12 protein-coding genes and 1 pseudogene are annotated in these 13,972 nt (G+C 35.3%); 3 read left to right on the top strand and 10 right to left on the bottom strand.

All coding sequences use genetic code 11. From position 1 onward, the window contains the following. Nucleotides 1-130: 130 nt before the first annotated feature. On the top strand, nt 131-1,255 hold the full coding sequence (locus ABVM53_RS01740) for a lamin tail domain-containing protein (protein ID WP_405328757.1): 1,125 nt from the start codon (nt 131-133) through the stop codon (nt 1,253-1,255). Here the strand turns inward: ABVM53_RS01740 and ABVM53_RS01735 are convergent. The 3 genes and pseudogenes from ABVM53_RS01735 to ABVM53_RS01725 form a co-directional block, all read right to left on the bottom strand. After that, nucleotides 1,235-1,897, bottom strand: coding sequence for a haloacid dehalogenase type II (locus ABVM53_RS01735; protein WP_371457119.1), 663 nt, complete (start codon nt 1,895-1,897; stop codon nt 1,235-1,237). The genes ABVM53_RS01740 and ABVM53_RS01735 overlap by 21 nt on opposite strands. A gap of 113 nt (nt 1,898-2,010) precedes the next feature. After that, nucleotides 2,011-2,409: pseudogene (locus ABVM53_RS01730) on the bottom strand (thiol-disulfide oxidoreductase DCC family protein). Further along, on the bottom strand, nt 2,410-4,584 hold the full coding sequence (locus ABVM53_RS01725) for an endonuclease MutS2 (RefSeq protein ID WP_405328754.1): 2,175 nt from the start codon (nt 4,582-4,584) through the stop codon (nt 2,410-2,412). A gap of 140 nt (nt 4,585-4,724) precedes the next feature. On the opposite strand from ABVM53_RS01725, the gene ung reads away from it, so the two are divergent. Then, a complete protein-coding gene (ung, locus tag ABVM53_RS01720; protein WP_371457122.1) occupies nt 4,725-5,390 on the top strand; it encodes a uracil-DNA glycosylase in 666 nt (221 codons plus the stop codon). A 72-nt stretch (nt 5,391-5,462) separates the two neighbouring features. Here the strand turns inward: ung and ABVM53_RS01715 are convergent, their stop codons facing one another. The 7 genes from ABVM53_RS01715 to ABVM53_RS01685 all read right to left on the bottom strand — a co-directional run bounded on the left by ABVM53_RS01715 (nt 5,463) and on the right by ABVM53_RS01685 (nt 11,795). Then, the gene (locus tag ABVM53_RS01715) at nt 5,463-5,624 is read right to left on the bottom strand and encodes a hypothetical protein (RefSeq protein WP_164916310.1); all 162 of its coding nucleotides are present in this window, start codon (nt 5,622-5,624) and stop codon (nt 5,463-5,465) included. 87 nt (nt 5,625-5,711) lie between these two features. Then, the gene (locus tag ABVM53_RS01710) at nt 5,712-6,563 is read right to left on the bottom strand and encodes a substrate-binding domain-containing protein (RefSeq protein ID WP_405328751.1); all 852 of its coding nucleotides are present in this window, start codon (nt 6,561-6,563) and stop codon (nt 5,712-5,714) included. Between the two features lie 3 nt (nt 6,564-6,566). Then, on the bottom strand, nt 6,567-8,618 hold the full coding sequence (gene ppk1 / locus ABVM53_RS01705) for a polyphosphate kinase 1 (protein WP_405328748.1): 2,052 nt from the start codon (nt 8,616-8,618) through the stop codon (nt 6,567-6,569). Between the two features lie 70 nt (nt 8,619-8,688). After that, complete coding sequence (locus tag ABVM53_RS01700; RefSeq protein ID WP_405328745.1) at nt 8,689-9,561, bottom strand: nucleoside phosphorylase; 873 nt, start codon at nt 9,559-9,561, stop codon at nt 8,689-8,691. After that, nucleotides 9,542-10,498: a DUF1835 domain-containing protein gene (locus ABVM53_RS01695; RefSeq protein ID WP_405328742.1), complete on the bottom strand. Its 957-nt coding sequence runs from the start codon at nt 10,496-10,498 to the stop codon at nt 9,542-9,544. The genes ABVM53_RS01700 and ABVM53_RS01695 overlap by 20 nt, the downstream gene beginning before the upstream one ends. Before the next feature lie 10 nt (nt 10,499-10,508). Continuing rightward, nucleotides 10,509-10,841 (bottom strand): translation initiation factor, encoded by a 333-nt coding sequence (locus tag ABVM53_RS01690; RefSeq protein ID WP_405328740.1) that lies wholly within the window; start codon nt 10,839-10,841, stop codon nt 10,509-10,511. Between the two features lie 3 nt (nt 10,842-10,844). Further along, nucleotides 10,845-11,795, bottom strand: coding sequence for an isopenicillin N synthase family dioxygenase (locus ABVM53_RS01685; RefSeq protein ID WP_405330836.1), 951 nt, complete (start codon nt 11,793-11,795; stop codon nt 10,845-10,847). Nucleotides 11,796-11,947: 152 nt separating this feature from the next. On the opposite strand from ABVM53_RS01685, the gene ABVM53_RS01680 reads away from it, so the two are divergent. Further along, a complete protein-coding gene (locus ABVM53_RS01680) occupies nt 11,948-13,957 on the top strand; it encodes a thiamine pyrophosphate-dependent enzyme (RefSeq protein ID WP_405328737.1) in 2,010 nt (669 codons plus the stop codon). Nucleotides 13,958-13,972: the final 15 nt, after the last annotated feature.

Genomic DNA, 13,972 nt, shown 5'->3' with positions numbered 1-13,972 from the left:
GTAAATGATTAATTTATAGCGTATTACGTTTTTTATTTAAAATAATAGTTATATTTTGAGGGTCCCTCAATCTATGTGTTGATTAATATCAACGCCTTCACTTACCCCATTAAATCAAAAATGAGTAAGCATGAAAAGACTATTATTTTTATTTTTTACAGGAACATTAACCGCCAATGCCCAAGTAGGAATAGGAACTACAGATCCTTGTGATTCTGCTATGCTTGAAGTAAGCAGCCAATCTTCAGATGGCACTTACAAAGGATTTATGCCACCAAGAGTTACAGTTGCGCAGCGTGATCTTATCACTGCTGAAGGAGCTGACTCTGGTCTCATGATATTTGTAAGCGATCCTGATGCTTCTATCTTTGGTCTTCAAGTGTGGAATGGTGTTTTCTGGGAGAATGTACATCTTTTACAAAATTCTATACAACCCACCGAAGTAGCCTACACAGTCACATCTACAGAATTTGGGGAAAATTCAGGAGCTATTGATTTTGAATTCAATATTACAAATCCTTCACTCACAACCCCGCTTATTGTAACAGTCTCCGCATCAGATTACTCTGATTTAGACGAGACTTTATCTCAAACATTGACCATTCCTGAAAATACGGCTGTGTTTAATGCTACATCTATTTTTAATCTTACTAACGATGCTTTAGTAGAAGGTAATGAGCTGATTACTTTTACTATTACAAATGCAAGTGGTGGTTCTGGAGCACCTACTATTGGATTAAATTCCGTCTTTGACTTAACGATTATTGATGATGACCTTAAGTTATGGATTAATGAAATACACTACGATAATATAGGAGGTGATGAAGATGAACGTGTGGAAATAGCAGGATCTGCAGGTGTTGATCTTACAGGCTATTCTATTGTACATTATAATGGTTCAAATGGAACTATAATTAACTCTTCAAACATTATAGGAAGTATTCCCGATCAACAAGCTGGGTTAGGCACATTACCGATATCTGTGCCGTTGCAAAATGATGCCGAAGGTATAGCACTCGTAAATCCTGTGGGTACCGTTATTCAGTTTTTAAGCTATGAAGGAGTTGTTACGGCTACACAAGGTGCAGCAATGGGAATGACTTCTACGCAGTTACCAGTTGATCAAACAATAACTATGGCAGAAGGCTTCTCGCTACAATTAGTGGGGATTGGCAATGAATATGCAGATTTTGTTTGGAATGCCGGTGTTGTAAGTACTATAGACACTATAAATTTAGGGCAAACGTTCAACTAGCTCCAGTAAATCTTTACAATCAAATTCTGGATCAGCTGCTAAAGGGTATTTAAATTTACCCTCTCTCGCTATAAATGCAGTCTGCAGACCTTTACGCTGAGCACCGGTTATGTCCCAGCCATGTGCAGCAACCATAAGTGTTTCTTCAGGTTTTACATTTAATTTTTCCAATACATAGGAATAAGGCTTGGGATTTGGTTTAAAAGCCTGCGCTTCATCAACACTGTACACCGCTTTAAAATATGAGGTTAACTCAGCATTTTTAATTTGATCAGTTGCAACATGAGGATTCCCATTTGTTAAAGCTACCAATGTATAATCTCTTTTTTTTAAAATGGTTAAAGCTTCAACTACATCCTGATGAGGCTGTAGCTTAGATATCATACCCAGAATACTTTTTATTTCATCTTCTGCAATTACCTTTTTAAACTTAGCTGCAGTCATTTCAAATGTTGCTTGGGCAATTTTACTAAAATCTTCGTGATGGCCACTTACCGTCTCCACAAGTGAATAATGTAAAAGTGAGCTAAACCAAAGGTCAAATGCAAGGTCACTGCTTAAAGAAGCATTGATACGTCTGGCTAGTGGTTTTAGATCGAGTAGGGTCTCATTTACGTCAAAAAGGATAAGTTTTGGTTTCATAAAATAGTGTTTACAGATTAACTTTTGAAACAACACATAATTTACAAACCTCTTCAATAGTAGACGATTTGTTGTATTTAATTTAGTAACAAATTTGCAAAATTTGGGATTATCTAATCTAAAAACCTTGATTTAAGGTCTGGAGTAGGGATCATACAACTTTCTTTTTTTCCAAACCATTTATAGCGGTTACGGGCTATAAGATCATAAATAGAATTTCGTATAAAAGCCGGTATTATTATAAAACTATAGAGCAGGGGATAAGCGTCATCTAGGTCTTAAGCAATACCTAGTGCAGCATCAGATTTTAAAAAGGCTTTATTTGAATCTATCAAAACTATAGAATCTGTTTTAAGCGGATCTATGTTATACTCCTTGAGTAGCTGTTTGCCGGTATCAGATTGAAGTGAGGCAAATTTCAAATTGGCTTTAGAATTGGGCTTTATAATAAAATTAATTGCTCCATTACAGAGATTACAAACGCCATCAAATAATATAATTTTTGATTCCATCTATTGTTTTACGCGTTGCACAAGTTCAAGGGTTTCTACATCTACATTAGTTGTGAACATCCCGTAATCCACGATTGCTTTTCCTTTTTCAATATTATGGATTGTACCTACCGCTCGACCATCTGGTAAACGTACGCGATCACCTATTTTTAAAGTTACTTTAGGCTTTTCTTTCTCTATCTGAACCTCTTTTTGTTTAAGCTCTTTCTTTTTTTCTCGTATAACTTCAACCTTTTTCTCAGCCTCTTGTTTAATACGAGTTTCTCGTGCTTTCTGAGCCCGTTTTTCTTTTGCACTTTGTTTAGCACGCTTCGAATTTTCTATTTGCACCACTTTGAATAATTCGTCGAGCATAGACTTTTTATTCTTATTGGTATAGAATTTATCGCTTATATCATCTAGCTTTTGACCTAGATAAATGAGACGCTGATTACTGTCATATAACTCCTGGTAACTCTCTAATTTCTCTTGTATCTTAGTATTAATTTTAGAAAGCTCTTGTTTCTCCTTAGCAGCTTCTTGCTCCTTAGACTTTAATGAGGTGGTGGTTTTTGCCAGTTTACTACGTTCTTTTTGAAGATCTGCAATACTCTTATCAAACCGAATTTTGCCGCGTTCCACTTTCTTCTTTGATCGGTTTATCAGGGAATACGGAATTCCGTTTTTCTGTGCCACTTCAAATGTGAATGAACTACCGGCTTCACCTACGTGTAGTTTATATAGTGGTTCTAAGGTACGAGAATCAAAAAGCATATTTGCATTGGTAATAGCTTCAGTCTCATTAGCCATCATTTTTAAATTTGCATAATGCGTTGTAATAATCCCATAACTACCGCGCTCATAAAAAACTTCTAAGAAGGTTTCCGCAAGGGCACCACCTAATTCGGGATCACTACCTGTACCAAATTCATCGATTAGAAAGAGTGTACTTTCATCACATTTCCGAAGAAAATAATTCATATTTTTCAATCGGTAACTGTACGTACTTAAGTGATTTTCTATACTTTGATTGTCTCCGATATCGGTCAATATTTTATCAAATAAGCAAAATCTAGAATATTCATGCACAGGTATAAGCAACCCACTTTGAAGCATCACTTGTAGTAAACCTACCGTTTTTAATGTAATACTTTTACCGCCCGCGTTAGGACCACTTATAACAATAATTCTATTTTGCTCATCTAATGTTATGTCCTGAGGAAAGGTTTTTTCTCCTCGTTTTTTGTTATTTAAAAATAACAGCGGATGATAAGCATCTTTAATCTGTAACTCTCGATCCTGAGTAATTTTTGGTAGGACAGCATCTAATTTTTTGGCATATTTTGCCTTTGCTGAAATTACATCGATTGTACTTAAGAGTTTTTGATAATCATCTAATAAGGGGCTAAATGGTCTTACAAAATCTGTTAAGCCTTTTAAAATGCGCTTAACCTCTTCCTGCTCATCATACTGAAGATTATTAAGTTCGCGTTGATGATTTTGTGTAGCTTCGGGCTGAATATAAACAATGCTTCCGGTTTTAGAATTACCTAAAATGGAGCCTTTTACTTTGCGCCTGTGCATAGCACTAACGGCAAGTACGCGCACATTATCTACTATAGATTCTCTAATTTCATCAAGGTATCCATATGATGCATATTGAGACAGTGCCGAAGAAAAGCTACTATTAATTTTACCTTTTACGACATTTATTGCTCTTCGTGTATTTAATAACAAAGGAGAAGCATCATCTTTAATTTCTCCAAAACGATCTACAATGGTATTTATCTCATCGGTTAATGCCGATGTGTACTCTGTATCGTCAATTGTTTTATAAAGCGACGGATAATAAGATTGAAATTTTCTAAAATACTTTATATGTGTATTAGCAGTTTCAGACAAACTACCAATTCTTCTAAAGCTTCCTACCTCTAGGGTAGTATCTTCTATGCCTAACATTTTAAGTTCGTGATCAAGCGCATCAAAACCATGATTAGGAATGGGTGTCTCGTGTGTGTCTGAGTTTATATATTCTTGCGTTTGATTTAAAGCAAATAAGGTTTTTTTAAAACTGCGTTGCGGCGTAAGTTTAAGAGCCTTTACTTTCCCTTTATCTGTAATACACAATGCGCTTACTTGAGCACAAACCGTATGAAATTCTAAATCAGCAAGTGTTTTAGGATGAATCTTTATCATAGTAATGCCCCTTTTAAGGCGGGAGATAACTTAAGTTTTTTTTATTTTTATACTGAAATTTAATAAGTAATTTCAATACCGATTGAGTCTGTTTCTGTGGTCAAAAATTACAGATTGAGCTATACAAATTTAAGATATTCATGAATGTTGACATACATCCCAGCTGGAAAGCTATATTAGAACCTGAATTTGATAAACCTTATTTTAAATCCTTAATAACATTTGTAAAAGAAGAATATACGACACATACTTGCTATCCCAAAGGAGCAGCAATTTTTAAAGCTTTTGACCTTTGTCCGTTTGATGATGTTAAGGTAGTAATCTTGGGTCAAGATCCCTATCACGGGGTTGGTCAAGCGCACGGTTTGTGCTTTTCGGTACCTGAAGGAATTGGAGTGCCGCCCTCGCTGGTAAACATTTTTAAAGAGATAGCTACAGACCTAAACAACCCAATACCTAATAGTGGCAATCTCGAGCGCTGGGCAAAACAAGGAGTTCTCCTACTGAATGCAACTTTAACAGTACGTGCACATCAAGCCGGATCTCATCAAAAACAAGGATGGGAGACTTTTACAGATGCTGTTATCTCCGTTTTATCACAGCGAAGAGAAGGTGTAGTATTTTTATTGTGGGGTGGTTATGCAAAAAAGAAAGCATCAAAAATAGATGAAAACAAACACTTGATTTTAGAGAGTGGTCATCCTTCTCCCTTGAGTGCTAATCGCGGCCACTGGTTCGGGAATAAACATTTTAGTAAAGCTAACGCCTATTTGTCTGAAAAAGGAAAGTCGACAATTGAATGGTAAATAAAAAAAGGCTCAACTGGTTAAGTTGAGCCTTTTCTCTAAAAGTTTGATTTGAAAAAAATCAGGAATAAATTAAGAAGCTTGTTCTAGAACTACTCGCTGATTTAAGGCTGTTTGTTTAGGGGCTACACGCTTTTGCGATTTCTCAACTTTAGATCCGCCTGCTACACTGAATTTAAATAGTATTAAATTAATAAATAGCAAACATCCCAAAACGATTAGAAACGTAACCATAATTGAATTGTTTAATTAATAAATTAATATGGCGTAAAGATTGGCCTTTTTTTTTACTTACCGAATTAACTACTTATAAAAGTTTCATTAAATGATAGTTAAATAAAAACTAACGTCTTGCTTTTTATCTATCATATCGAGTTCTAGAAGGTGGTTTTGTACATCTTCAATTTCACTATGGGGAAGTTGGTCCTGAGACCATTCTGTTTTTGAAAGCCAAGTTTTTATATCTTCTAATTTCTGATTGTAACGTTTTGCTAGAAGCACATCTACCTCATTGATGTTTTTGAAGGAAGATGTCTTAGTATTAAGAACTTCTAAAAAAGAACTGATGGCATCTTGTTTATCAGCTAAAGCCTTTGATGTTGCCGCAATTACAAAACTAGACCACGGGGTGGGGAAGTCGCTTACCCGTCTAAAAATATTTGAATCAACAAGTGGTTTAGTAGTATAATGTTCCCACATAAAGTAATCTGCTTCTCCTTTACTAAGAGATTGAATAGCATTGTCAAGATTATTTACTACAACACAATTTATGGCCTGGGTATTCCAATTTAATTTTTTTGCCTGAACATAAGCCATTACGTGAGATCCAGAACCAAACCGACTTATTGCAGGTCTGGTATCCTTCAAATCGTCTAGTGTATTAAATGGGCTATTAGCCGCTACGTGAACTCCCCAAATTAAAGGTGTCGATACATAATTTTGGATAATCTTAGATTCATTTCCTGCCGCGATATCTTTGACAATACCTTCAGTAAGAATTATAGCAATATCAATTTCTCCATTTCTAAGAGCTAAATTCATCGCTCCAGTACCTCCCGGAAACTCTATCCATTCAACATCGAGTCCCACATTTTTGAAGAGACCTTCTTCAATACTTAGATGTATGGGTAAATTAAAATGCTCAGGAACACCACCTATTTTAATTTTTGTCATTTGTTAGTTTTTTGATTTTAAGTAATCATAAATAGCATATTGAGAACGTATTTCAGCTTCTCCATCTAACTTCTCAACATATAGATTCTGCTCTTCTGCGTCTTGAATACGTGCCTTACAATTATCATTCAATTGCAGGATAAAAATGTCCTTCAATTCGGTGAATAGATTTTTATCATAAATAGGAACTAAAACTTCTATACGCCTGTCTAGATTACGAGTCATCCAGTCTGCAGAACCTATATACATTTGCTCATCACCACCATTATGAAACAAATAAATACGACCGTGTTCTAGATATCTATCAATAATGGAGGTGATGTAAATATTCTCGCTTAGTCCTTTTACTCCGGGTATTAAACACGTAAAACCTCTAATGATTAGACGAATTTGTACTCCTGCCTGGCTCGCTTTGTATAATAATTCTATGATATCTTTATCCTCAAGGCTATTCATTTTTGCGGTAATCTTTGCAGTCTTACCAGCCTGAGCTGCTTCAATTTCTGAATGAATTAGTTTTTCAAACGTACGCCTTGTAGTAAATGGAGAAATAAGTAAATGTTTATTTCTGGGCACAATAAGCTTACCTTCCAGAACTTCAAACACCCTACTTAATTCTTTGGCAATTTTGTTATTAGCAGTAAATAAGCCGTGGTCGCAATATATTTTAGAAGTATCACCATTAAAGTTTCCGGTCCCGATATAAGCGTATCGTTTAGATTTATCATTTTCGGTACGTTCTACCATTAGAATCTTTGAATGAACCTTAATACGTGGGTAACTATATATTACGCGCGCTCCTTTTTCTTCAAATTTGCGTCCCCACGTGATATTATTTTCTTCATCAAAACGTGCTTTGGCCTCTATAAATATGGTTACCTGCTTTCCATTTTCAATGGCCCTTAGTAACGAGGTTGTGAGTGCAGACTCATCTGCAACCCTGTATAATGATATTTTAATGTGAGTAACATCTTTGTCATTTGCAGCTTGTTCTACAAAGCGTTCTACATAGTTGAAACTCATAAATGGAAAATGCACTAAATGATCTTTACTACGTATAGCATCAAAATAATTTGTTGCATTCTCTAAGGCTTTATGCTTAATTACCGGCTTATCTTCATAATGAAGTTTTTCATTATTTGTAGGATCTGGAAACTTAAAGAAGTCATTAAAGTTATGATAGCGACCTCCGGGCATCATATCTATTTTGCCAAGCTTCAAAAGCTTTCGCAATTTTTTAGCAACTGGTTTTGGCATACTTGCATCATAGAGTAAACGTGTAGGTTGTCCTTCTTGACGTTGCTCTAAGGATTTATATATACGTTCTGCTAGTATACCATCTAGTTCATCATCGATATATAATTCTGCATCTCTAGAGAGTTTGATTTCATAAACTCCATCGATAGACTGTGAATCAAATATAGTAGCAATTTCGTGTCTTATAATGTCATCCAGGAAGGTAATAGAATAGGTGTCATCTTGTTTTCCTAATTCTACAAAACGATCATTTGTATCTGTGGGTATTTTTACAAATCCTATTTTTTTTGAATCTGAAAAGGTAACACAGAAATAGAGGCTTTGATTTTCAAGAAAGATTTCACTTTCTGTTGCAGGATTGAATAGAAAGGGATTAACTGTATTTTTAAGATGAGAAACATACCACACATTAGCAATCTGTTTCTGAACTTCTGTATATTCTTCGGAAGCAACAAGCACAATATGGTTTGCTGCTAATTCTGGTTTTATTTCATTGTTGAAGATTGCTCCAAAAATCTCTTGTTGCTCTTTTACTCTGGCAATTATCTCCTTAACAGTTTTATTAGGTCTTAACGCAAGTTTTTTACGAATGCTTTTTTCTACTCGTTTAATTTGCCTTAACTGACTTACACGTACCCTGAAATATTCATCAAGATTAGAAGAATAAATAGCTAAAAACTTCATTCGCTCAAAGAGCGGATTAAATCTTTTGTCTTGTGCTTCTTGTAAAACTCGAGCGTTAAAGCTTAGCCAGTTTAAATCTCTATGTTTTAAGTTATCAGCTATTTCTGAATCCATTTATGATCGTATTTTCATCAAAAATACGAAAGCCTGCTACGGTCTGAATTAAGCTTTTGTTAAAAGAAATTTATAGTAACGCGATTCGGTCTAGTGCTTGTATGATCATACGTTCAACGGTTTTTGATCCTTGTTTGCTAAAGGTGCCATTTATTCTATTTGCCATTATAGCATTAATAGAAATTGCACGGTGACCTAGTAATAAACTCAATGCGTAAATGCCTGATGTTTCCATCTCCAGATTTGTGATTTTCTCTGTATTATATTGAAAATTTTCAATCTTAGTATTCAACGCATTATCTGCAAGTTCAAGTCTTAGTTTCCGTCCTTGTGGACCATAAAACCCAATATTTGTCGCAGTTACACCTTTATAGGTGTTTTCATTATCAAAATGTGTGATTAAATCTGAATCCCCAGGCACACAATAGGGATAATTTTTAGCCTCATCCCATTGTGTTTGCTCTACAAATGCATTTTCAAATGCCAAATCTCTTAAATGCTTAGACTCGTAATAATGAAGGAGTCCATCAAACCCAAGTGCTTTTTTACTTATTAAAATCGAATCTATAGGTATGTTTTGCTGTATTGCGCCGCTCGTACCCAAACGTACGATATTTAAGGAAGTCAATTCTTCTTTGAGTTGGCGTGTTTTCAAATCAATATTAACTAAAGCATCAAGCTCATTTAAAACAATGTCAATATTGTCTGTTCCTATTCCCGTAGATATAACTGTTATTCGTTTATTTTTATAATAGCCCGTTTGCGTTTTAAATTCTCTTTTGTGTTTGCTAACCTCAATTTTATCAAAAAAACGGGTCACGCTTTCAACCCTTTCCGGATCGCCAACGGTGATTATAGTATCTGCAATTTCTTCTGGTAAAAGATTTAAATGGTAGATACTGCCATCTTCATTAAGTATTAATTCAGATTGTGGAAGTTGCATTCTCACTGTGTTTAATAAGTTTGTGATTTATAGGGTCATACAGATAATCATATTTACGTGTACCTCCAAACTGAAAATCATTTTTCAAAATTGAGTAAAAATTTGTGACACCTTCTAAAACCTGATTACCCTGTCGAGTTAATTGTAAAATACCATTCTTTTGTGCATAAAATGGGCGTAGGGTTTTAATCATATTTTCAATTTGCACATCTCCATAACCATAATACCCTTGGTAATTAAGTGCGTAATCGCATAACTGACTTTCACCTGTAATTTGATGCAGATCAATAAGCTTTAAAATATTTGTTTCAAGCGTATTTAATCCGGTGTTTATACTCGGAAAGCGCTCAATGTGAGCACGTATACAACTAGACAGGTAATTAAAATTAGATTTTTTGCTTATTTCTGCTTTCAGTTCGATTGGTTTCTCTTCACAATAAAGCTTCCATATATGATTCGCTACAGTCAAATCATCTTGCGTTAGCGCAAGTTTATTTGTGTAATGCATTGCTAGCTGTTCATCGGTGAGATCTGAAAGCGCTTTGAGTTGAGCAAGACCTTTTACCCAACCACTACAGACCATATAAATAGGTGCTGTTTTATGATGTTGCATTAAGTAGCTTATGGCTGCCAACATATTTATATGACAAAAAAGATCGAACTCAAACCAGAGGACGATCTTTTCATAATTTTGTAAGGTTGCTAATTTCTCAAGCTCGTGTTCAAATTTCTCTTCATAATCTGAAGGTGAAATTTTATATTGCTCACTAAGAAATTTTTTTCGGGTTTCAAAAAAACTCTGAGATCCTACTTCAACTGGTGTGGGGCCTTCGCATAGCATCTCTCTCCAAACAATAATGTCACCTTTGAGATTTAAACTTTCTAGACGTGTAGTTAAATTATCACCATTTGTGATATGCAATACAGAATTTCCCATAGCTTTAATATTAACCGCCTACCCGTTTTGTCTTAAAGCCTTTATCTTTTAAGAAAGACATTATTTTATCGCGGTAATCACCTTGAATTATTATTTTTTCTTTTTTAAAACTACCACCTACACCTAACATTGTTTTTAATTCTTTAGCAAGAATTTTAAAATCACTATCAGCTCCTGTGTATCCTTCTATAATTGTAATAGGCTTTCCCTTCCTTTTTTCGTATTTACATAATAGTGGATCTTCTTGCATCCAGATCCCTAAATCATTAGAATCTTCGGTATCATTAGACTCCTCAGGCGTATGATCTGGAAATAGATTTTTCAGTTGGTCAGAAAGGTCCATAAATTATTTTTTGATCAATCCGATTTCAACAAGACGTTGATGTAAAAATTCTCCAGCAGTAATATCTTCAAAAGCTTTTGGATGCTCTTCATCAATACATTCTTCTAGACAATTAAGAGGCATTTCGCTACGCGGATGCATAAAAAATGGAATGGAATAACGTGGTGTATCCCACTGCTCTTTAGGAGGATTAATTACACGATGAATTGTAGATCTCAACTTATTATTAGTAAGTCTCTCCAGCATATCACCTACATTTATCACTAGCTCGTCCTCGTTAGGAATCGCATCAATCCACTCTCCATCTTTACGTAAAACCTGCAAACCACCTGCCGAAGCACCCATTAAAAGTGTAATGAGATTAATATCGCCATGGGCACCTGCACGTACAGCACCTTTAGGTTCTTCTGTGATAGGAGGATAATGAATAGGTCTTAAGATGCTATTTCCATTTTTTGCCCAATGGTCAAAATAAAATTCATCCAATTCAAGATATAAAGCTAAAGCTCTTAAAACGTAAATTCCGGTTTTTTCAAGCATTTTGTAGGCTTGCATTCCAGTTTCGTTAAAATTTTCTAACTCTTTTACAGTTACATTTTCAGGATACTCTTCAATAAGATTTGCATCTGCTTCAGCCTCTTGGCCAAAGTGCCAAAATTCTTTTAAATCTCCCTCTTTTTTTCCTTTAGCGTGCTCTTTACCAAAAGATATATAACCCCGTTGTCCACCCAGACCTTCTATCTCATAGCCTTGTTTGATATCTTCAGGAAGATCAAAAAATGATTTAACTTCAGAATACAAATCATCTACTAAGGCATCATCAAGAAAATGATTTTTTAAGGATACAAAACCGATCTCTTCGTAGGCTTTACCTATCTCATTAACAAATTTTAATTTGCGGCTTTTATCTTCACTAAGAAAATCTGCTAGATCTACACTTGGAATATTATTCATAACTAATTGTGAATTCAATAAAACATTTGACTTTCAAATATAACATAATAGATAACCAAAAAATTATAACTAAACTTAAATAAATAAGGCTGCATTATAATTTCTGATTACAACAGAGATATTAATTACTTTTAAAATACCAAAAATGAAATATGATATTAACTCGTAATCTTTCCGATGTTTTAGAATTTGAACGGTATGGTCATGGCGATGAAGTACTTATAAACTTGTACAGAGATTTATTGAAACCTCGGGTTATTGAAGAGAAGATGCTTTTACTACTTCGCCAGGGAAAAATAACGAAATGGTTTAGTGGTATCGGGCAAGAAGCTATTGCAGTAGGGGTAACTGCCGCACTGCATTCTGATGAGTATATTTTACCTATGCATCGCAATCTGGGAGTTTTTACTCAAAGAAATGTGCCTTTAGATCGGTTATTTAGTCAATGGCAGGGAAAAGTAAATGGATTTACCAAAGGTAGAGATCGCAGTTTCCATTTTGGAACCCAAGAATATAAGATTATAGGAATGATATCGCATTTGGGTCCGCAGCTTGGCGTTGCAGATGGGATAGCTCTAGCTCATAAATTAAAAAAAGAAAAGAAAATCACAGCCGTTTTTACTGGTGAAGGAGGTACTAGTGAAGGGGATTTTCACGAGGCACTTAATGTTGCAGCGGTATGGGATTTACCGGTTTTATTCTGCATAGAAAATAATGGATACGGACTCTCAACACCTACAAATGAGCAATACAGATGTGAGCATTTAGCAGATAGGGGTAAAGGATATGGTATTGAAAGTCATATCGTACAGGGAAATAATATACTTGAAGTTTATAATCTGGTAAGCCGTGTGGCTCAGTCTATGCGGGAGAATCCCAGACCCGTATTATTAGAGTTTAAAACTTTTAGAATGCGTGGCCACGAAGAAGCCAGTGGTATTAAATATGTTCCCGAGCATTTATTATCCCATTGGCAAAACTTAGACCCTTTAGCAAATTATAGATCATTTTTACTGCGTGAGAATATTTTATCTGCGGAAAATGATACACTTATAAATTCTGAATTTGCAGAAGAAATTGACACAGCTCTTAGTAAGACGTTTTCTGAAGCCGAAATTGAATCTTCTGAAGCCCTAGAATTAAACGATGTTTATGCTCAGAATACCTCAAAAATAATTCATTCTAATGCTTCTTCTCTTAAAGAAATACGATTTATAGATGCAATTTCTCAAGCGCTCGATTTGAGTATGCGCAAATTTGATAACCTTGTAATTATGGGTCAGGATATCGCCGAGTATGGAGGAGCTTTTAAGGTTACAGAAGGTTTTTTAGCCACCTATGGAAAAGAACGGGTGCGCAATACGCCTATTTGTGAATCGGCAATTGTTGAGGTGGCAATGGGTCTGGCTATACATAATTTTAAAGCTGTTGTAGAAATGCAATTTGCAGATTTTGTGAGCAGCGGATTTAATCCTATTGTAAATTATTTAGCAAAATCACATTACCGATGGGGGCAATCTGCAGATGTGGTTATACGTATGCCTTGTGGAGCAGGAGTGGGAGCGGGACCCTTTCATAGCCAGACTAACGAGGCTTGGTTTACCCACACTCCAGGCTTAAAAGTTATTTATCCAGCTTTTCCTTATGATGCTAAGGGATTGTTAGCTGCGGCTATAGAAGATCCTAATCCCGTGCTTTTCTTTGAGCACAAAGCATTATATAGGACATACCGGCAAGAGGTTCCTCAGGACTATTATACATTAGAAATAGGTAAAGCATCGGTTATTAGAACTGGAGATCAAATTACAATTATATCGTATGGAGCACCGGTACATTGGGTTCTTGAAGTGTTAGAAACTGTAGAGGACGTGCGGGCAGATGTAATTGATTTGCGATCGCTGGTTCCCTTAGATTTTGAGACAATAAAAGCTTCAGTACACAAAACGGGCAAGGTATTATTAGTTACTGAAGATTCGTCTTTTGGGACGATAATGGCCGATATCTCGGCACGTATTTCAGAAGAGTTGTTTAATTATTTAGATGCCCCAGTTAAGCGTTTAAGTAGTATTGATACGCCCATTCCATTTGCAAATGCGCTGGAAGAGATTTATTTACCCAAGCGAAAAATTAAAGAGGCCTTACTCGAAGTACTTGCCTATTAATGTTAAAATTTTATT

Source organism: Leeuwenhoekiella sp. LLG6367-2.1 (assembly GCF_045055775.1).
Lineage (GTDB): Bacteria > Bacteroidota > Bacteroidia > Flavobacteriales > Flavobacteriaceae > Leeuwenhoekiella > Leeuwenhoekiella aequorea.
This window is presented reverse-complemented; position numbering and strand designations above follow the sequence as displayed.